Annotated in this window: 11 protein-coding genes; 5 read left to right on the forward strand and 6 right to left on the reverse strand. The window is 46.0% G+C overall.

Annotated features, from left to right (window positions below):
* On the forward strand, positions 1 to 221 hold a 221-nt coding region (locus RIF36_RS22190; protein ID WP_350149634.1), incomplete at its 5' end, for a hypothetical protein.
* 334 nt (positions 222 to 555) lie between these two features.
* Here RIF36_RS22190 and RIF36_RS22195 read toward each other — a convergent pair.
* The 4 genes from RIF36_RS22195 to RIF36_RS22210 all read right to left on the reverse strand — a co-directional run bounded on the left by RIF36_RS22195 (position 556) and on the right by RIF36_RS22210 (position 6,120).
* Positions 556 to 2,589, reverse strand: coding sequence for an OmpA family protein (locus RIF36_RS22195; protein ID WP_350125217.1), 2,034 nt, complete (start codon positions 2,587 to 2,589; stop codon positions 556 to 558).
* A gap of 307 nt (positions 2,590 to 2,896) precedes the next feature.
* The gene (locus tag RIF36_RS22200) at positions 2,897 to 3,859 is read right to left on the reverse strand and encodes a transketolase family protein (RefSeq protein WP_350076812.1); all 963 of its coding nucleotides are present in this window, start codon (positions 3,857 to 3,859) and stop codon (positions 2,897 to 2,899) included.
* Positions 3,856 to 5,256, reverse strand: a complete 1,401-nt coding sequence (locus RIF36_RS22205; protein WP_350125214.1) for a vWA domain-containing protein — start codon at positions 5,254 to 5,256, stop codon at positions 3,856 to 3,858. Before RIF36_RS22205 ends, RIF36_RS22200 begins: the two co-directional genes overlap by 4 nt.
* Before the next feature lie 12 nt (positions 5,257 to 5,268).
* On the reverse strand, positions 5,269 to 6,120 hold the full coding sequence (locus tag RIF36_RS22210; protein ID WP_350076815.1) for a transketolase: 852 nt from the start codon (positions 6,118 to 6,120) through the stop codon (positions 5,269 to 5,271).
* A 359-nt stretch (positions 6,121 to 6,479) separates the two neighbouring features.
* Here RIF36_RS22210 and RIF36_RS22215 point away from each other — a divergent pair, with 359 nt between their 5' ends.
* The 3 genes from RIF36_RS22215 to RIF36_RS22225 all read left to right on the forward strand — a co-directional run bounded on the left by RIF36_RS22215 (position 6,480) and on the right by RIF36_RS22225 (position 9,186).
* On the forward strand, positions 6,480 to 7,115 hold the full coding sequence (locus tag RIF36_RS22215) for a hypothetical protein (RefSeq protein ID WP_350125211.1): 636 nt from the start codon (positions 6,480 to 6,482) through the stop codon (positions 7,113 to 7,115).
* Between the two features lie 185 nt (positions 7,116 to 7,300).
* Positions 7,301 to 8,803 carry a hypothetical protein gene (locus tag RIF36_RS22220; RefSeq protein ID WP_350125208.1) on the forward strand — a complete coding sequence of 501 codons (1,503 nt, stop codon included), beginning with the start codon at positions 7,301 to 7,303 and terminating at the stop codon, positions 8,801 to 8,803.
* 8 nt (positions 8,804 to 8,811) lie between these two features.
* Positions 8,812 to 9,186 (forward strand): response regulator, encoded by a 375-nt coding sequence (locus tag RIF36_RS22225; protein WP_350125205.1) that lies wholly within the window; start codon positions 8,812 to 8,814, stop codon positions 9,184 to 9,186.
* Positions 9,187 to 9,262: 76 nt separating this feature from the next.
* On the opposite strand, the gene RIF36_RS22230 is transcribed toward RIF36_RS22225, so the two are convergent.
* Positions 9,263 to 12,145 (reverse strand): hypothetical protein, encoded by a 2,883-nt coding sequence (locus tag RIF36_RS22230; RefSeq protein ID WP_350125202.1) that lies wholly within the window; start codon positions 12,143 to 12,145, stop codon positions 9,263 to 9,265.
* A gap of 27 nt (positions 12,146 to 12,172) precedes the next feature.
* Positions 12,173 to 12,745 carry a hypothetical protein gene (locus RIF36_RS22235; protein ID WP_350125199.1) on the reverse strand — a complete coding sequence of 191 codons (573 nt, stop codon included), beginning with the start codon at positions 12,743 to 12,745 and terminating at the stop codon, positions 12,173 to 12,175.
* A 564-nt stretch (positions 12,746 to 13,309) separates the two neighbouring features.
* Here RIF36_RS22235 and RIF36_RS22240 point away from each other — a divergent pair.
* Positions 13,310 to 19,546, forward strand: a complete 6,237-nt coding sequence (locus RIF36_RS22240; RefSeq protein ID WP_350125196.1) for a T9SS type A sorting domain-containing protein — start codon at positions 13,310 to 13,312, stop codon at positions 19,544 to 19,546.
* Positions 19,547 to 19,606 lie beyond the last annotated feature (60 nt).

Below are 19,606 nucleotides of genomic sequence, written 5' to 3' on the forward strand. Positions count from 1 at the left end.
GGAGGGATAAAGCGCTGGGGCCGTCAGCCGCCGGGTTGCTGGTGCTAAACCCATCAGTTGGGAGCATTAGCAGAAAGGTAGTCCAACTGTGTCTGGCCGCTATGTGCGGTGCCGACACTGCTGAAGATCGGGCATCTGCTGTTTCCAGGCGTCGGTACGGCCAGATGGCTATTGCGTTGGGGCCGTCAGCCGCCGGGTTGTTGGCACCAAGCCTTTGGTAAGAGCGTTTTCAAAAGGGTAATCCAACTGTGTCAGACTGCAAAGGGGGGGCAAGCGGAAAATCTGGGAATTACCCTTTAAGCCCAAAATCCAGAGTAGTCGTAAAAAAGCAAAAGGTCCAAGCCTATCCGACTGGAGAGGCCCGGCCGGGCGAGACGCATTGAACCGGTTTTGCTTTTTTATTTAACCACAAACGAAACATTCAACCCCCAAATACAGATTGATCCGCAAAGGGCGGTGCCGAAACTGCCTCACTGCACACAAAAAAAGAACCCCGGCACTGCCGGGGTCCTTTCTAGTAAACTACTCTCTTTCCATCACTGGATCTTTAATTCTTTAATTCTTTAATACTTTAACTTCCACTCTTCGGTTAAGCTGTCTCGATTCTTCGGTGGCGTTGCTGGCTACCGGCTGACTGCCTCCGTAGCCTTTTGCCTGCAATCTTCTTGCGTCAATGCCTCTCATAGTCAGGTAGTTTTTCACTACGTCTACACGCTCCTGCGACAATTTGAAGTTTTTACTTAGATCACCCCAGCTGTCTGTATGCCCTGCCAATTCAATCACCATATTTGGGTTCTCTCTCAGCAGTGTTTCCAGCATGGCAAGGTCTGTGCCCGACTCAGGTAACAGTTCCGGTGTGGATTTGTTGAATAATATATTGTTGAATGTGATCAGGTCGCCAAGCGCTATTGGATCCAGGTAAATATCCTTGTTGAGTTCAGAATAAGTGTCGAACGACTGCACGTCAATACCAATGTCGAGCGGCATATAGCCCTCTGCGTAGGCCAGAATTCTGTATTTGTTACCACGGCTCAGAATAGCTTTGTATTCCATGGTCTTGCTGTCAGGGCTGGCCATGCCTTCTTTTGTACCATCAAAGTAGGTTTCGAAGACTATGTCGGCCATAATGGGCTCGTTGGTTTTGCTGTTGAAGACTTTGCCTCTTACTAACATCACTGGCTCAGGCTTCAGCTCGTTTTCCAATGAAATCGAGTAGATGTCTCTAGCTCCTACGCTACTCTCGTCTCTCGACGTGAAAAACGCCTTGCTGCCATCGGCTGAGATGGAGTAGTAGGCATCCCATTCCGGTGTGTTGATGTTAGACCCCATGTTGACCGGAGTGCTCCATTTGGTCCAGCTATCGTCCAGTCTTTTTGTGTAGAAGATGTCGCTGCCGCCCATGCCGCCATGCCCGTTGCTGGCGAAGTACAATGTCTTGTTGTCAGGTGCAAGGAAGGGGCTGAATTCTGCTTTGTTGGTATTGAGGATTTTTCCAAGATTTCTTGGCTTGGCATAGGTGTTATTGCCCTGCTTAATGCTTACATAGAGATCCTGATCACCGTGTCCACCGTCTTTTGCCTGGTATGCCATGATCAATGCCTCTTCACTGGCGCTCATAAAAAAGTCTAGATATTTTCCTTTGGGCTCGAAGTTGTTTATAACTACCGGCTCTGGTGCTTCCCAGCCGTAGGGCGTTTTTCTTGAGATGGACACGCCCCGCTCGGTAGCACCCGCCTGGCTGTAGGAATTCATAAGCAGGAGGGTGTTACCATCTGGGCTAACACTACATACACCATTTGCAAACCTGTCGTTCAAAGGCTCGCCAATATTTTCGGCTTCTGTCCAGGCTCCGTTTTCAAAGTACGACACATAAATATCCTGATCGTCCGACTGGCCGCCAACATTTCCATCGCTGTTTTGTCTGGCGAAGTAGAGCGTCTTTCCATCGGCAGAGATGATTGGTTTGGCTTCAGGAAAAAGCGAGTTAACAGTGCCGCCAAGGTTTTCTTTCGCAGCAGTGAAAAAAATCTCGTCTTTGAAATTAAGCCTGCCGTATTTTTCTTGTAATGATTTTTTGATGTCTGATACCGAGGCTGTGTTAGATATACCTACAGCGTCTATTTGTGCCCATCCTTCTCTCGACTCTGTGTCCACCACTATCTCAACTCTTTTTACAGCATAGTAGGTTACTGGTATGCTGATAAGCAGGGTGCGGAATCTTTCGTCAACCTCAGCTGCCTCTTTATTATAAATAGGGTACTTGTTACCAACCTCGTCCAAAAGAGCAATCTTGGTTACTCTACCTGGCATGTGGCTTTCTAATATTAATAGCTGCTGAACCGCCTGTGGCTTGTCGAACTCAAGCATCAATGAGCCGAAAGCCCTTTCGTTCTTTAATCTGAATGCTTTTGGACTTAAAAAGCCCAGAGGAAATGCATCAGGCTCTCCAGTAGCAGTGTGACCGGAGTATTCTGCTTCGGCAAACTGGTTGTACTGGTAGTCAACAGTTGACGCCCATTGTATTTGTTGAGCGACTGTCATGCTGACCGTGAGAAGAAGAATTGCAAGCGATGTAAAAAAACGATCCATATATCTGAGAGATTTGATGTCTCAAAGGTATGTCGCTCAATGGCCCTAAAAGTTGGCTTTAGGGAACCCTCCTTACTTGTGTCGGATGACTTTGGTCTTTGCTCTCACATGGCATGTTTCTCACGTAAGAAATTAAGTGGACTTGAAAGAAAAAGTCAATGTGGAAGGAAAAGCTTGCCTTAAATCCGGTTTACGTGAAGGCTGCGGATGTAAGGTTAAGTTGGTCATGAAACGAAAAGGGCTCCAATTGGAGCCCTCTTTTGTTTCAAATAGTGAACGGAAAATTCAAAAAAGTTGATTTTACCCTCTATTTCTTACGCTTTCGGTCTATCGCTTTCAGCGCTGCTTCCACTATATGGGCCGCATTTAAACCGTATTTTTCCATCAATTGTTCCGGTACACCGCTTTCACCAAAGCTATCTTTCACAGCAACATATTCCTGTGGTAGCGGGTTATGTGTTGCAAGGGTTTGAGCAATGCTGTCTCCGAGGCCACCATTCATTTGGTGCTCTTCGGCTGACACTGCGCAACCGGTTTTGGCCACCGAGTCAAGGATTGCTTTCTCATCCAGTGGTTTAATGGTGTGAATGTTAATGATTTCGGCACTAATACCCTTATCTCTTAGTATTTCTTCTGCCAGAACAGCCTCCCAAACAAGGTGACCAGTGGCAAAAATACTGACGTCGTTTCCTTCAACCAGCTTCAGCGCCTTCCCAATTACGAAGGGCATGTCCTCTTTAATAAAGATTGGGACTTTCGGTCTTCCAAAGCGGAGGTATACAGGCCCTTCATATTTGGCAATAGCTACGGTAGCCTGCCTGGTTTGGTTGTAGTCACAAGGATTGATGACCGTCATGCCTGGCAGCATCTTCATCATACCAATATCTTCGAGGATCTGGTGCGTAGCGCCGTCTTCTCCGAGGGTTACGCCTGCATGCGAGGCGCATATCTTCACGTTTTTCCCTGAATAGGCAATTGACTGACGAATCTGATCATAGACCCTTCCTGTAGAAAAGTTGGCGAAAGTACCGGTGAAGGGAATCTTGCCTCCGATGGTAAGGCCAGCAGCAATGCCCATCATGTTGGCTTCGGCAATGCCTACCTGAAAAAATCGTTCTGGAAACTCCTTAATAAAGGCATCCATTTTTAATGAGCCGATAAGGTCGGCGCAAAGGGCAACAACATTGGGATTTTGCTGGCCAGCCTCTAGCAAGCCTACTCCGAAGCCGGAGCGGGTGTCGTTTTTTCCGAGTATTTCAAATTTCGTCATCTACCGTATAGTTTGATGGTTTCTGTGGAACCAGTTCTTATGCTGAATTTCTTTATTTCTGTAAACTTACTGCCGTTTGCGCTTTGTGCACGAAACACAAATTTATACTCTCCGGGCTGAATAGCGCTAACAAATGAGGTGATATTTCCGGGAAAGTTAGAAACCCACTCCTGCGACCCATCGGGGTTGATTTTGTAGAGACTCCCAATGCCCCGCACGCCCATAGTCAGGTTGAGAACTCCCGGCCCCGGAAGAGTAATGGAATTGTCCTGAGAAGGTTTTATAGTATAGCCCCTTATAAATGTGCGGGGGAAGGTTTGTACTTCGATGTCGTAGGTACCTGCGAGGTACAGGAAGGGCTCAGTCAGTTTTTGGATATTGAGACTCTGTGTTTGTCCTGGCAGGCGTACCGATGCCTGCACCGGATTGCCGTACTCTGAGGCACCGGGCATTTGAAAAACTAAATTGCCCTGTGGGGTAGGGATGTCGATTATATTGTGGATGCCACCTACAAGTGCCACATTTCTTTTTACCACAGGGGGTACTGTATTGGCCACCACGTCATAAGTGAGCACCGCATCGAGGATTACAGAGTCGGGGCGACCCAGTTTGTCCCTGTAGTGCACAAAGTCGTAAACGGACTGCCGTGTGACTGTATTAATAAAGCTGACGTTCACATCCGTGACAATTGGGGCATTGTTTTCATTGAGTAGCTCCACACTGGCCGTGGTTTCCATCAGGGTTTGCCTCAGCACTTCGTTGAGCGACTTTTTGAACTTGGGCACGTCGGTAGCATCGAAGTACTTGCCCAGGCATTCAAAGTTCTTCTCATATTCCAACCCCAGGCCCAGGCCAATAACGAAGGGCTTCAGGAAGATATTCTTCGACTGTAGCGCCTTGGACACAGCGCAGGGATCACCATCGCAGCTCTCAATTCCATCGGTGATAATAATGACGACATTTCTATAACCGTCAACTTTGGGGAAGTCGTTGGCGGTTTGCTCCAGCGAATAGGCAATGGGCGTGTTGCCCTGCGGTGTAAGTTGATAGAGCTTCGCACGGATGTCACGATGGTTCTTTGCTGAAAAACCCACTTCCAGCTTGGTGTCCGTACAGTTGTTGTAAGCCCGGGCATACTGGTGACCGTAGACTCTCAGTGCCAGCTCCACATTGGGGTTGACGCTCAATGAGTCAACAAGATCCGACAGCAGCTTTGTGGCTACATCAATTCGCCGCACACTTCCCAGCTTGGCCAGCATACTGCCTGAGGCGTCAAGCAAAAACAGGATCCGTGTTTTTTCCGGCGGCTTTTGTTTGTATGTCTGCGCCAGCACAGGAAAGCTGAAAAGACTGAGCAGTCCCGCAACAACGGTAGCTTTCCTGAGTAAGTTTTTCAAAATGATTTGGGTTTAGTAATCCCCTAAGGTCTCTTCGAGCTGCCCCAGAGCCTCTGCCAGCTGCTCGTCGTTGGGAGCAACACCATGCCATTTGTGGCTGCCCATCATAAAGTCGACACCCGCACCCATTTCTGTTTTCATCAGGTTCATGATGGGCTTGCCTTTGCCAGCCAGGCTTTTGGCTTTCTTGAGCGCAGCTAAAATGCCCTCCATGTCGTTGCCGTTGGACTCTATTACTTCCCAGCCGAATGCCTCATACTTGGCACGGAGGTCACGCAAGTCGTTGATTTTGGCAGTGGGGCCGTCGATCTGCTGACCGTTCCAGTCGATGGTGGCGATCAGGTGATCCAGCTTGTGGTTGGGGGCATACATGGCTGCTTCCCATACCTGGCCTTCCTGCTGCTCGCCATCACCCATGAGCACATACACAAAGCTATCGTCTTTATTGAGCCTCTTTGCTTCAGCCGCACCAATAGCTACCGAAAGGCCCTGACCCAGTGAGCCCGAAGCAATTCTGATACCTGGCAGGTGCTCGTGTGTGGCAGGGTGCCCTTGAAGACGAGAGTTGATTTTACGGAAAGTGGCTAACTCCTTCACAGGGAAATAACCGCTGTGCGCAAGCACGCTGTAGAAAACGGGTGAAATATGACCATTTGAAAGAAAGAACAGGTCTTCGCCTTTCGCATCCATGTTGAATTTCGGATCGTGGTTCATCTCATGGAAGTAGAGGGCTACAAAGAAGTCGGTGCAGCCAAGCGAGCCACCCGGGTGGCCTGACTGACATGAGTGTACCATACGAACAATGTCACGACGCACTTGCGACGCTATACCTTTCAATTCAGCAACTGATTTCTTCTCTGCCATGGATGTTTGGTCTTAAAAATGATTACGGTTTCAAAGGTAATGAATGTCAGAAAATATGGAGGGATAAAGTGGGGAAAGTTGAAGGAGAATTCTATTAGTCTATCTGTTTTTTGACTCAAGCAGTAATTTCCTGTAACAGGAATGGAAATGGAGTGGCGGAGGTGTTGGTAAATTTAATCACTACCAAATTGCATGATATTGATCGATTAAATTTAATTTGGTAGCCGTAACAGTTTAAATTTTGAATTATAGAAAAATTGGAAGAGGAAATAGAGAAAATTCTTCTTAGGTCATATGATGTTCTCAAGTCCGAATGTTCCCTCCATTCAAAGGCATCGATTTTATACAACTTGATTCTAGTGAAATTAGAGAATAAAGAGTTGGTTGCTTTCGAAAGGAACATTTATCTTGATGTAAAGCAATTTATAGGGTTATATACATACGATCAAACTGACTACGAGTATGGATATGATGTAATAAACTTAAACAAACTGGAGGGGATACTATTGGTGATCGACTACAAAGAGGCTAAATCACTAACAAACTACGCAATAAGAAATCTAAAATTAAGTGGGTTTGAATCTGAAGCCGATAGGCTTTTAAAGTTTCAAAGCAAGTTAGAGCGTCGGTATTATTTAAATAATCTAAGTATAACTACCGGTGTGCAATTTTTGCTCAGTCTTTCGTATGGCAGTCTTCTTGGGCTGCTATCAACAATATTCTTATTCGTTTGCACCCTGGCAGCTATTTTATACCCTCTTAAGAATCCTTTATTCGTCTTATTTTATATTGATTATGATGGGAAATCTGAACTTGGCTTTTTAAGTCATTCGGTAAGGGTTTTGGCATATGTCATGGAAATAGACGGGTATATCGTTATTTCTACTGCTAACGATTTTGGTATATTATGTTTAATTTTTATCAAAGGGCTAATAGCAATAGTAGTAGTCAATTACATCTTCCAAGAGATTTCTAAAGTTATCAAATTGAAATGAATTTCAATGTTAACAATAGACTGAGAAAGCTATTTTCGGTTATTTATCGAGTCGTCCTTGTGCTGCTATCGTGGCATGTTATCATAGATAGTACCCACAACTCCTTCCCTCTTTGGGTGTATGCGCTAGTCACAATAGCCTACCTTTTAGCTTATGCTTTTCTACGGGAGGCGGTAATAGAGACCATGTCACTAAAGAAAAATGAAGTCTTGGCTTATTTGAGGCTGTTTTTGGATTTTGTGTTCATTTTTATCGTAGTGCTTGATAAAGACGTTTCTAATGTTATTGTCTTTGTGTTAATTATTTTACCGGTTATTAACAATCCAAATTTCAGCGGACGAAGAGCTTCCCCATTTAAGGTTGTGCTTTTGTCTTTTCTAACTATTCTTTTCGAGTTATATCGAACCGTTGAAAGCTCCAACCTTTTACATGAAGTGTTAAATTTCACTTTGGTTATCGTGATAATTGGTTTGATCATCATCTTCGAAAACCTTCGGTATCGGATTGTTAACCTTATTTTTAATCTCTCTTCTCTTATTGATAAATTTTATATCAGCTCAAACTCTTTTGAAAACACGGATAACTCTATTCGGGAAATTTTAAAAACCTTGAATAAAAGCAGGCTTCTATCTTTTAGTGTTTCAAGATTGTCGTGTTTCCGAGTTGATAATGATAGAGGACTCCTGTTTGAGTGTGGTAGCTCTTTTTTGGTGTCTTTTACGGTAAATAGTTTTGATGATCTGATGATTCAACTCCAAGATAGTAATGTTTGTAGGAATGGAAAAATGTCTTTCAATGGAGAAATAGTAGGAGAAAATATTCTATTTCTGATTGAAGCCACAAGCCAAAAATACCTTTTTGTTGTAGAGTACAGTGGGTTGTATTTGTCGTCTTTGTATGAAACAATTCTGGAAATTATTTTCATGAAATTCACAAAGCTTTTGGACCTAAAGTATGAATTGGCAATGGTGAAAAGGGATTATTTGGAAAGTGTTAAGAACAAAGTGGAGTTTGTTGAGGAGGCTCAAATGGCGATGCATTTCATTAAAAACAAACTTGGCCCACTGCGGAACTTTATGGAGATACTAGGTGACTATTTGGTATCCCCAACCGCCGAGAAGAAAGTAATTTTCGAACAAGAGAGAGCTAAAATTGGATATTTCTTTAAATTAAGCATCGACAAGGCAAGTAATTTCCAGAACGGTGTAAGTGGGCCATTCAATAGAGAATATGGCAGCGAAGTTGGCTGCTCGAAACTCATAGAAATTCTAAGAGCGGGCTGGTTTCACTATTTTAATGGCGGAAATTTGAGTGTACAGGTATCACATGAGGAGATCAAAAACTATAAGGTCTTTCTTAATGAAGATGGCCTCGATTTTCTCTTTACAAACTGGATTTCGAACATGTCCAAATACAAGTTTAACTATTCCTCCGCTTCTTTGGAAGATGATGGTAACTTTGTTAAATTATCTTTCGTTAACGATTATGCGCCTCAAAACCACCAAACCCTAATTCATTTTATAGATAATTTGACAGCCAAGAATTTAGCTGAGATTTCTAATAGAAAGTTGAATTCAAGGGGCTGGAAAGACTTGAGATATTTGTTGAGTTCGATGGAATTGTCCTACGATATTGGTATCCAAGATCGAAAAATTTCATTTGAACTTAAGTTTCCTAAAATTTATTAAGCAGACCAATGATAAATGTAGCAGTGATCGAAGATGAGAAAGAGAGTGTGGAAGGCGCTTTTGATTATGCTAATTTGGTTCTTTTTAATAAGGCATTAAAGATTTCTTATTTTCCGACTTCTCAGAAGTTTTTTGTAAATAATGACGCTTCGAATTATGACTACATTTTTGTAGACATAGATTTGAAAAACACGAGCTTATTGAACGGAGTAGAAGTGATAGAGAGGCTAAGGCTATTGAGCCCCGAATTATTGAAGAAAATAATTGTGTTAACAGCCGACCAAAAGGTTAAAGAAAGATTAGACTTCAAAGGAATGACTGAAATTCCGATTCTCTACAAACCAATACACTACAGAGAGCTAGACTTATTTGTCAAGGCTTGATTTGCACTTTTTCCATGCCTAAACAACCCACAAGATTTTGATTGAATTTCAAGAGTAGATTTGATGGTTGCTTGACCTACTTAACGAGATACCACCCAAACCCATTCGCCGGCACTTCCACTTGCAACCTGATACCATACTCCCGGTCAAGATCATAAGTCTTGGCCACTCCATCCCTATCGCTGACAACCGCCTTTTGTGACAAGCCTGTATAATACAAAGGCACATAAATCTCTTTCTTGACGGGCACGTCCAATGGATTGTAAACCGACAGCAGGCCTTTCTCCTCACCCATAGGATCAACATTCAGCCAGTAATCGATATCCCGCCCGTCGGGCCGCCGCAGGTGAATAATGTCTCCTTCCAGCACACTGCGATGCGCTTTGTACCAGTCTACCCAGCCTTTTACCATAGTTTTGGTTTCTTCGGTGTCATAGAGTCTGGGGCCACGGTAGCAGGCTTGTACGCCACCGCCAAGGTTGCTGGTGATCATGCCCTCGTAATGATCCAGGTGTTCATTCAGTGGTTCGATGGTGGCAGCGGCTCCACCGCCATGGTACTCTGTCAGCGGCACAAACATCCAGCCCATCGACGACTGCTTGACCCACGAGCCGTCGTAAATGTTTTGTCGGGTGTGGACGAGCTGCTGAGCACGGGGAAGGCTCCAGTTGACTTCCCTATAGCCCATGCCCGATTTGTTAGACCCGGCGAGATAGTAGTAGTCCGGCACATTGAGGTAAATACCCTGGCTGCGGCACCATTGGTAGAACTTAGAGATCACCTGATACTGGTTCCATTGCGAGTCTTCGTAGCCACGATGGCCAGGATGATCGTGAGACGTGCAAACATCGCCAGGGTAGGAGCCGTCGTGCTCCAGCAAGGTGAACCCGGTTTGCTGGTAGAAGTTATAGAGCTTTTGGAAGTATTCTTCACCCCACTCGCTGCCAATGCAGGGGGAGTTGCCGAAGGTCGGTGTCATTCCCTCAGGCATCACCACATCTTGCCCGTTGCCGATTTTTCTGGAAGCGAGCAGAGAATAGCCGCCAATTTCCACGCCTTTGCTTTTGGCATAGTCGGCATACTTTTTCATCTCGGCCAGGTAGTCCGGGCTGTTGTTTTCAATATCGAAGCCACTGCCGAAGGTTAGGATGACCATTTCAAACCCAACCTCAGCGGCCTGGTCAATAGCTACTTTCACCCGTTCCCAGTCGGCAAAGCGTGCGTGCATCATCAGCGGGTTTTCGGTTGTCCACGGTGCCAATGTGCGGTACATCTTTCGTTGGGCGAGGCCTTTTCGCTCTCTGTCGTAGCTATCGAACAGCATAACGAAGGTGCGGAAAGAAGTGAAGCTCTTGCCTGGTGCGATCAACTGACCTGGCCCGACTTCCGGACTCACCTTCAACAGACAGGGCGTCAGCTTGAGGTAGTTGACCTGCGTGTTGTACTCCGGGTCTGGCCCCCAATGCACCACATGGTGGTTGGCATCGTCGGCATCGAAGCTGGCGAATGCCATGTCTGTTTCTACGTGAATATTAGGAGTGTGTGGAAGGTATTTCCGTGCTTCGACCGCTGAGCCATCCTCCACAGCAGCAATGATTTCGCTGGTAAACCGATCCAGTGTAACTTCGGATTTGGATTGGTTGTCGATGGTGATCCATTTTGCCATGACGGGAATGCCGTCATACAATTCGTAGTGCACCGATACTTTGACAGCCCGGTTGGCTTCTTTTGCGGCAGCGTCAGTGGCCGCTTGGTTGTAGTCGCCATAAGCAGCAAAGTGGGTGACATGCAGCCTCACCAGTTCTCCCAAATCCTCTTTGCTGTCTGTGTTCTGGCCTTTGGCATCCATTTTTCCGACTCTTACGCTCGCTGGCGTTGTTTTTTGTGGTGCCAGCCTTTCTACCAGTTGCCAGGTTTCGTTGGGCAGTTTGGCTTCACAGTAGACACCAGACTCATCCCATCTGATCCGCAAGCTGACCGCTCCGTTAAATTCCGGATTGACTCTTTCTCCAGCCCACTTTATTTCTTTTTCACCATCCCATATTGAAAACAGTGATCTTCCCTGATCGTTGATGTGACCGCCAGGGGTTAAGGAAAATTTGATGATACGATTCGGATAAACCACGGCCAGACCAGGAGCCCAGTCACCACTTTGGTCTGTTCCGGGGTCAATTGTAGCCTCCACCAAATGCACATCTGCTGTCAGGCTACGTTCTACAAAGACGCTGGTGTTCCGTGGTGTGTAGATTTCGCCTACCTTTCCCTCGTTGACAAATAAGCTGCGGGGGTGGGCTTTCGAAGCAGTTGCCTTCCAAGCTGCATCCAAGGCTTTGAAATCCGTTATCGTCAATTGCTTTCTACCAAAGTCGCTGGGTAGCGACTTTCCCGATTGAACCAGCTCCTCAGCTAAGGGCATGCGGTAGTCCATGCGGAGATGCACGCCTTTTGGAGGCCAATCGAGGTTTGCCGTATGATGCCTGACCTGCTTCCACTCGAAAGGTGCCTTGGGCTCGCTTACTTCGTAGCCGGTAAATTGCAGCGAGGCTTGATCGTTGGTCAGCTGGTCAATCCATTCTTTGCGCAGGTAAGCATAATTTGGCTGACCCTTTAGGCCACCCACTGCGTAGGTAATGCCGTCGATGGTGATTTCAGCTTCGGGTTTTACACCTCGCAGAAGACTTTCGCCTGTTATCAGGTTGTCGAGACCTACCGTAGCTGCGTTGGGGGCAAGGCGGAAGGTACGTCGGATGAGGCCGTTGGAAATAGCAATTTCTTTCGGCGACTGCCCTTGATATACATCTGCTTTAAAAGCTGAATTGTCCAGCAGCCAGTCGGTGAGTGGCTTGGTTGCCCTGGCTGGTTCGGCTCCCATCGCCGTTTGAGCTTCTGCCAAAATGGAGTGTAGAGCTAATATGAAAGTTAGGACAATGCCTTTATAGAAATAGGTGCTTTTAAACATGCTAAGCGTAGTTTTCCCAACGGAAATCTACACTTTTTTCTTCTTACAAAAGATCTTCCACGTAGGGTATGCGAATGTTTCTCCTTTGTCCACCCATTCGCCTACCCAGTTGTAGCCGCTGTCAGAAATGTCTGAAAACGTAAGCCTGTAAAACCCAGGATTGCCCTCGGGCGATGGTTGCTCACTATACAAAATGATTTTATCTCCTTTTCTATTACCGTACCAGGCACGCAATGAGGGAGTGGCTACGGTGGAGTAGTAATGAACGTTCCATCTGGCACTGTCGGTGCTGTACTGCCTGATGCTGCCGGAATGAAGCCCATCGGCTTTAATGGTTTCGTCCTGCACGGCCATGCCGTTCATGATATATTTGAACGTCCAGATCATCTGCACAGTGTCGGCCCAGGTGTTTTGATCGATCCGGCTGACAGATTTGCAATCGCAGGAGCCAATCAATTCCTGGTAGTCCCGGATTTCCTTTGGAGCGTTGGGGTTCGGTAGCCCGAACGGATGATTGGAACTTGGCAAGTAGTGGTATTCCTGGGCATGCAGCTGGAATCCGGCAGCGAAACAGACAGTGAACAGCAATTTTAGTTTCATCTTTTTTTTCCAAGTCAAGCCAGAATTCCCCAGAGCTCCAAGGTGAATGCAGCCAACCCCCTTTTTTTTGCCGGGAACTTCGTGCCATTTAAAATGAACCAGGTTGATCATAAGAAACTTCCTCGCTGCTCGCTGCCCCACTCAATTGCAAAATTGATTTATTATCCGGACTGAAAACAAAATAGGAAAATGACCATCCACTTTGGGTGTTACGCTACTATCTGATCTTCCGCAAACGTTGCAGGTGCGATCGAAGTGATGTAAGATATCTACTGAATGAATAACTATTTCCAGATAAAGTAGAAGACAGGAGCAATAGATAGGAACATTTTGAACAGCGCATAAATGCCCATGGGCGCTACCAATTCAATTCATATATGAATTGCCGCCATATTCTAAAGTGAAAATTAAGCTAAAGTCATCCGTGTACTATTGTTACCCATACAACTCGCCCACACCTGAGTGATGTCGTTAGGTTTGCTGTGTTATTATAAACACACACAAACTGGAAAATAAGGGCTTGTAAATGAGTGTGTTAGGTTGTTACTCTCAGACTGTCTTTTTATGAAAAATTTTAAGCTATCGATTTTCTTATTGCTGGTCATTTTGTTCTCCTTTTCGCTGTTCAGCCTGGCGCAGACTACTTCTTGGAAGGGCACAAACAATGACAACTGGCGAACTGATGCTAACTGGACAAATGGGCAGCCCGATGCCAATACTCACGTTGTTATCGGAGATGCCAATTTTACGGGGTCATTTCAACCTACCCTTGAAAGGGGAAGAGGCAAGGGAGAGTGCAAATCTCTGACCGTCGGCAATGGCACTAAAGCCAGCACATTTACAATTCTGGACGGACTTGACATATACGGCACGTTAATTATTGGGGCCAATGGGGCCGTTGATGACAGCGGAGGAAGGTTAACACTTGAGGGTGATTGGATTAATTCAGGGGCATACAATGCAAGTGGATCAAATCGGAGAGTTTATTTTACCGGAGCAGCCCAGACGATTGGTGGTTCCACAGTGACCGACTTTGAAAGACTTTACGTTAATGACGGAAGCTCAGTAACTCTCGCTCAAAACCTTAATATTTCTAATTTCATGGATCTTAGTGGGACTTTTGATCCCACTCCAGCCTTCAAAGTTACCGGAACCGGGAAAATTGACATAAAATCCGGTGGAGAATTGAAAGTAATGGCTGCTGTCATCACCACCAATTATGCCGCCACTATTGACATTGATGCTGGCACCAGCACGTCCGTGATCAACTATGCTTCAACCAGCGTTAACCAATCGATAAGCGATAACATAAGCTACAGAATACTTCGGATCAGCGGAAGCATGACCAAGTCGCTAGTCGCCAATACTACAGTACTGGCAGATTTGTTGATCACAGGTGGAACCCTCGATTTGGGAGATTTCACTGCGAATAGAAGTAACTCAGGCGGTAGCATTGTAATATCTGCAGGCTCGGCACTCAAAATTGGAGGGACGAAGACTTTTCCAGCCAATTATTCTTCACACAGCATTGCCACCACAAGCACGGTCGAATACTATGGAGGCAATCAAAGTGTAGCCGCCGAAGCATATGGTAACCTTATTTTCAGCAGTGTTTCTGGCACCGTTACAAAGACAATGCCCGCAAATGCACTGACGATCGCAGGCAATTTGACTACGTCGGTGTCAGCGGGAACGCTAGCATTTACAGCTTTAAACATCATCACAGTGCGAGGCGATATTTCTTTGGGTTCTAATAGCACCTTCAATGGGTCAACATTTGCTCATACGTCAAGCGGCGACTGGACCAATGATGGAGCTTATAGTGGCTGCGGCGGTACATTTACCTTCACCAAGGCCGGAGCTGTTTTAAGTGGGTCAGGCACGAATGACTTTGGAAACCTGGTCATTGGCGGAAGTGGTACTACCTTGAACCAAAACACAAGCTTTTCTGCTTGTGGCAACTTTTCGACCAGTGTAGGCGGGTCTTTCAGGCATGTTGCCGGCGGAACAGGAAGTTTCACTATGACGGGTGCTTCTAAAACGATCTCCGGATCCAGCATTGTTTTCAATAATCTGAACATTAATGCCGGAGCAAGTATTTCCACAACGAGTTCATTGACTATTGACGGCAATCTGGTAGCCAATGGCACTTACACGGCCACTTCAGGAACCACTACGTTTTCCGGTGCTGGCAAATCCATCTCTGGCACAGGAGCTATTCAGTTGGCGGCAACAGGTATAACTGGTTCACTTACTACGGCGAGGGATCTTTCGTTGTCGTCGAATATAAATGTATCAGGCTCATTTACAGCCACCGCAGGCCAGGTGACGCTCAATGGGACTTCCACGTTGTCCGGCGTGGCGAATCTTTTCAATGTCCGGTTAACCAGTGCGGCTACACTTACTATGGGCTCTGGCTCAACGCTCGGGATAGCCGGGGCTGTCACATTGGACGCCGGGGGAATCTTTAACCCAACTGCAAACACGCCCAATACAGTGAGTTATAATGGAGCTGGCGCTCAATCGATCGTTTTTACGACATACAACAACCTCACTTTTTCCGGAACTGGTACAAAGATTCCGCCAAGCGCTTTAACCATTAATGGCAACTTAACTATAGGCTCTTCCACGATATTTTCCGCCGGTTCTTACACTCATTCTCTGGCTGGAAACTGGGTAAATAGTGGCACATTTACAATGGGCACCTCCACGATTCAATTGACGGGATCTAACGATGCCAGCATCACCGGGGCAACCACGTTTAATAACCTTACCATCAATAAGGGCTCATCTAATAAAGTGACGCTTGCAAGCAGCGTAAGCGTAGCAACACTGGCCATGACCTCTGGCGGAATGCTAACAGGTGCTAACACTGTGACTATTACAACTACAAGAACCGGCAACGGCCTCATCACCGGACGCATCACAAGAACGCATGCTTATGCTACGTCTGTTAATTATGAATTTGAAGGGCCAAACAGTTTCATCAACTTTTCATCCATTACAATTGTGCCTATCACTTCTATTACAATGGTGGTGGCTGCGAGCCCCAACCTCACATTTCCCGGAGCAGCTAGCATTAATAGAACATACGACATTTCTATGATAGGAGGCACGGTATATTCGGCCACAGTGCGATTCCATTATGAACAAGCTGAAATAAACGGGAATGTTGAAAGCGCTATGACAATATGGGAAGATGGAGGTACAGGGTCATGGACGGACCGGAGCAAAACAGGTAATGATGTTTCAGATAATTGGGTGGAGAAATCAGGTGTAACGGTATTGCCGTACAAGTGGACAATATCCGAAGGGCTGATAAAGTATAGCTGGGATGGTTCAGCTAGCACTTTGTGGTCAGATATTAATAACTGGACTCCAGCTATTGGCATACCTGGAATTTCAGATGTTGTATATTTTGGTGACCTGGCTTTTACAAATCAGCCTACCATTGCTACACTGGAGCAGGTGAAAAAAGTTTACTTCAATTCTACAACACCTACCACCCTTACGCTTTCTGGTGGTGGCTCGCTGACCGTTCAGGGAAATATAGATGGATCTTGGTCGGCGGACGCCGTACACACAATAAATGTGGGCTCAAGGACTTTAACCACGTTTAGCGATATTCTGCTCAGTAATGGAACAACTAATAGGAGAATAGACTTAACAGCGAGCACAGGTACTATCAATGTCAATGGCTCGCTCACACAGGCTGGAGGTGCCAGTATCACCTTTACTGATGCTGGCAGCCTCAACATAAGTGGAGATTTCAATTATGTAAATGGAGCTTTCACACCTAATGTCTCTACTATATTTTACAATGGTGTCGGGACTCAGTCGGTGGGAGGTGTTACTTATTATGATCTCAACATTGATAAAGTAGTCGGCACTACCACTATGAATTCTCCGGTCACGGTAAGTAATAACCTTACCCTCTCGAACGGTGGACAACTCGATGTTCAGACCACTTTGTCGGTGGCGGGAAACATCAATATTGGCAGTGGGACAATATTGAGTATTCCGACTACGAACACCATCAATGTGAGCGGCAATTGGGTTCAGGATGGGGTTTTCCAGCAAGGTGGTGGCACTATTGTATTTGATGGAACAGGTGCTCAAACGACGGATCCAACCACTTTTAACAATCTTACAGTTAATAAACCAGCAGGAACGCTTAGCGTTTTAGGAGATCTTGTTATTAATGGCAATATTGATATACAGGCAGGCATCGTAGAGGTATCAACTTACGACGTCAGCAGAAGCACATTAGGCGGAAGTGCCAGTCTTGGCGCTGGAGCTGTCGCTCGTTTTGGAGGCAGCGGAATTCAAATCAACAACTTTGGGACGTTAATCGCTGACCCAACCAGCACAATAGAGTTCTACACGGCTTCATCTCGAATTATACCACCGATTGCCTATGGAAATCTGATTTTGTCCAATGGGGGTTCCAATCCAAAAATTATGGTCGGACCAACCACGGTCAGAGGAAAGCTTACAGTAAACTCAGGAAGCACCCTGACTGCACCCGGAACCACCCTTACATTGGAAGGCGACTATGAGATGAATGGGACTTTCAATGCCAATGGTGGTGCTTTGATACTGGATGGAACGGGAAACATTGATGGAGATATCATCTACAATGACATGGTAGTAAATGGCGCCTATACGCTGACGAGTGGAAGCGCCACATTCACTGGTGATCTATCGGTGACGTCATCGGGAGATTTTGATGCAGGAGCAATAACTGTTATTTCTGAAGGTGATTTTACCAATTCGGGTGCCGTGAGCTCAAGCGGAACCGTTACTTTTGCTGGAAATCAGATACAGAATATTCGTCTGCTAAATGCGATTTCATCGGCATCAACGGGAGTGGTCAACTTTAACGGAACCGTTTCACCGACTTTGAATTCTACATCAGCGCCGCAGTTCGCCACGGTAAATATTAACAATACGGCGCCAATTGTGGCGTCGCAGCCCTGGTCGGTATTTGTGGCCATGAATATAGCCCCTGGAGCTACGTGGGACGGCGGTCCACTGACACATACCTTCTATAGAAATTTCATCAATGCTGGTACGGTCATTAGCAGCGGCAGACTTGCTTTCAAACCTTCCACTACTGGAACGGTTACCCTTGGGACAGGGTTTACCTCGGACAAAGAAGTGGAATTTGGAGGAGCAGGCGTTCTCACTCTTTCGGAGAGCAATCCGGCATTCACCTCCGTCATTATATCGAATACCAACGCTGCTGGAGTCACTCCTTCTACTGCATGGAGCATTTCTCAGGATTTGCTGATTGGTGCAGGTTCTCAGCTAAATGGCGGCGCATTTAGCCACACACTGGCTGGTCGCTGGACCAACAATGGAACATTCAATGGTGAAACATCCACCATCACATTCAATAGTTCAGATGGTACCGACGGGATAAATGGGAATGGGATCAATAATTTTCACAATCTGGTTTTTAGCAGCGGCACAGTAATGGACATTGTTTCTGATTTTTCGGTGAGCGGTGACTTCACGAACAATGCTGCAACTTTGAGCCTTATTGATCAGGCTGTAGTATTTAGTGGAACGGGCTTGTCGGCGTTAGGGGGAACAACTGTGACAGCTTTTGATGACCTGGAAGTGAATAAAACAGGAAATAAGGTTCTAGTGAACCTGGGAGGAACTGTGAGCGGCACGTTGATATTGACAGGTGGAGCACTTGACCTAAACGGGAATGCCTTATCAGTTACGAATTCCTCGCCAACTGCTATCGCCAGATCAAGCGGATATATTTTAAGCGAAAGTACTTCGTTTGGCAGTGTCCTTTCCTGGGCAATTGGCGCAGACCTTTCTCAGTTCACTTTCCCGTTCGGAACTTCGGCGGGCGACTACATTCCCTTTGTTTTCGATCTGAATAGCGGAAATGCCGGAACGGTATCCATAGCTACCTACACTACATCAACAGGCAATTTACCATTGCCTCCGGGCGTAGCTCACGTTAAAGACAATGCTGGCGTTGATAATAGCGTGAGCACGGTTGATAGATTTTTTCTGATTGACCTATTGGGTGAGTCAAGTCCCAATGTTGATGTCACGTTCAACGCCAGTGCTGCTGAAGTTGGATCTATTGGCTCATTGAGGGCGCAGCGGTGGAACGGTGCCAACTGGGACCAACCGCTTCCAGGGCAGACTGCCGGAGCTACGTCGGTGACAGTGCCTGGAGTAACCCAGTTTTCCCCATGGGCGATGTCTGGGGATAGTAGCCCTTTACCAATCGAGCTAATGAGTTTTACCGCAGACCAGGTTGGTGCCGCAGTGTCGATAAAGTGGGAAACGGCATCCGAAACCAACAATGATTATTTTGAAATATTAAAGTCGAGGAATGGTGAAGAGTTTTTCACCATAAACAAGGTGAACGGAGCAGGTAATTCTACTTCACGAAGGAATTATTCAGCCACAGACCGCTCGCAAAATACGGGAAAGAGCTACTATCAATTGAAGCAGGTTGATTTTGATGGAAAATCGACGCTAAGTGAAATTGTTATGGTAAACTCTGTAAGTAAAGAGCTTGCTTTCACTTTGTATCCTAACCCAGCCACTGAGTATTTGAATATTGTTCCAAGCGCAGACTTTGATGACCTGGTAAATGTTATTCTATATGATCAACTTGGAAACACAGTGTTGAACAAAAATGACCAGCAAATTAGTGCTTTGAATGGACTGAGTCTTGACATTAGTGCGGCAATCCCAGGAGTCTACATATTGAAAGTTTTCTCGCAAAGCTTGTCGAAGTCCTTCAGGGTTTTGATTGAGTAGTATTGGATTGTGATATTTGGTGGTGGGGCAGTGAGGATAGGATAATCGAGCAGGCAGTTT

This window comes from Imperialibacter sp., assembly GCF_040222815.1.
GTDB lineage: Bacteria > Bacteroidota > Bacteroidia > Cytophagales > Cyclobacteriaceae > Imperialibacter.

Bases quoted from the DNA above. Each gene is read 5' to 3' on its own strand.
- RIF36_RS22195 (WP_350125217.1), bottom strand. From the start codon at position 2,589: ATGGATCGTTTTTTTACATCGCTTGCAATTCTTCTTCTCACGGTCAGC.
- RIF36_RS22200 (WP_350076812.1), bottom strand. From the start codon at position 3,859: ATGACGAAATTTGAAATACTCGGAAAAAACGACACCCGCTCCGGCTTC.
- RIF36_RS22210 (WP_350076815.1), bottom strand. From the start codon at position 6,120: ATGGCAGAGAAGAAATCAGTTGCTGAATTGAAAGGTATAGCGTCGCAA.
- RIF36_RS22220 (WP_350125208.1), top strand. From the start codon at position 7,301: ATGTCACTAAAGAAAAATGAAGTCTTGGCTTATTTGAGGCTGTTTTTG.
- RIF36_RS22225 (WP_350125205.1), top strand. From the start codon at position 8,812: ATGATAAATGTAGCAGTGATCGAAGATGAGAAAGAGAGTGTGGAAGGC.
- RIF36_RS22230 (WP_350125202.1), bottom strand. From the start codon at position 12,145: ATGTTTAAAAGCACCTATTTCTATAAAGGCATTGTCCTAACTTTCATA.
- RIF36_RS22235 (WP_350125199.1), bottom strand. From the start codon at position 12,745: ATGAAACTAAAATTGCTGTTCACTGTCTGTTTCGCTGCCGGATTCCAG.
- RIF36_RS22240 (WP_350125196.1), top strand. From the start codon at position 13,310: ATGAAAAATTTTAAGCTATCGATTTTCTTATTGCTGGTCATTTTGTTC.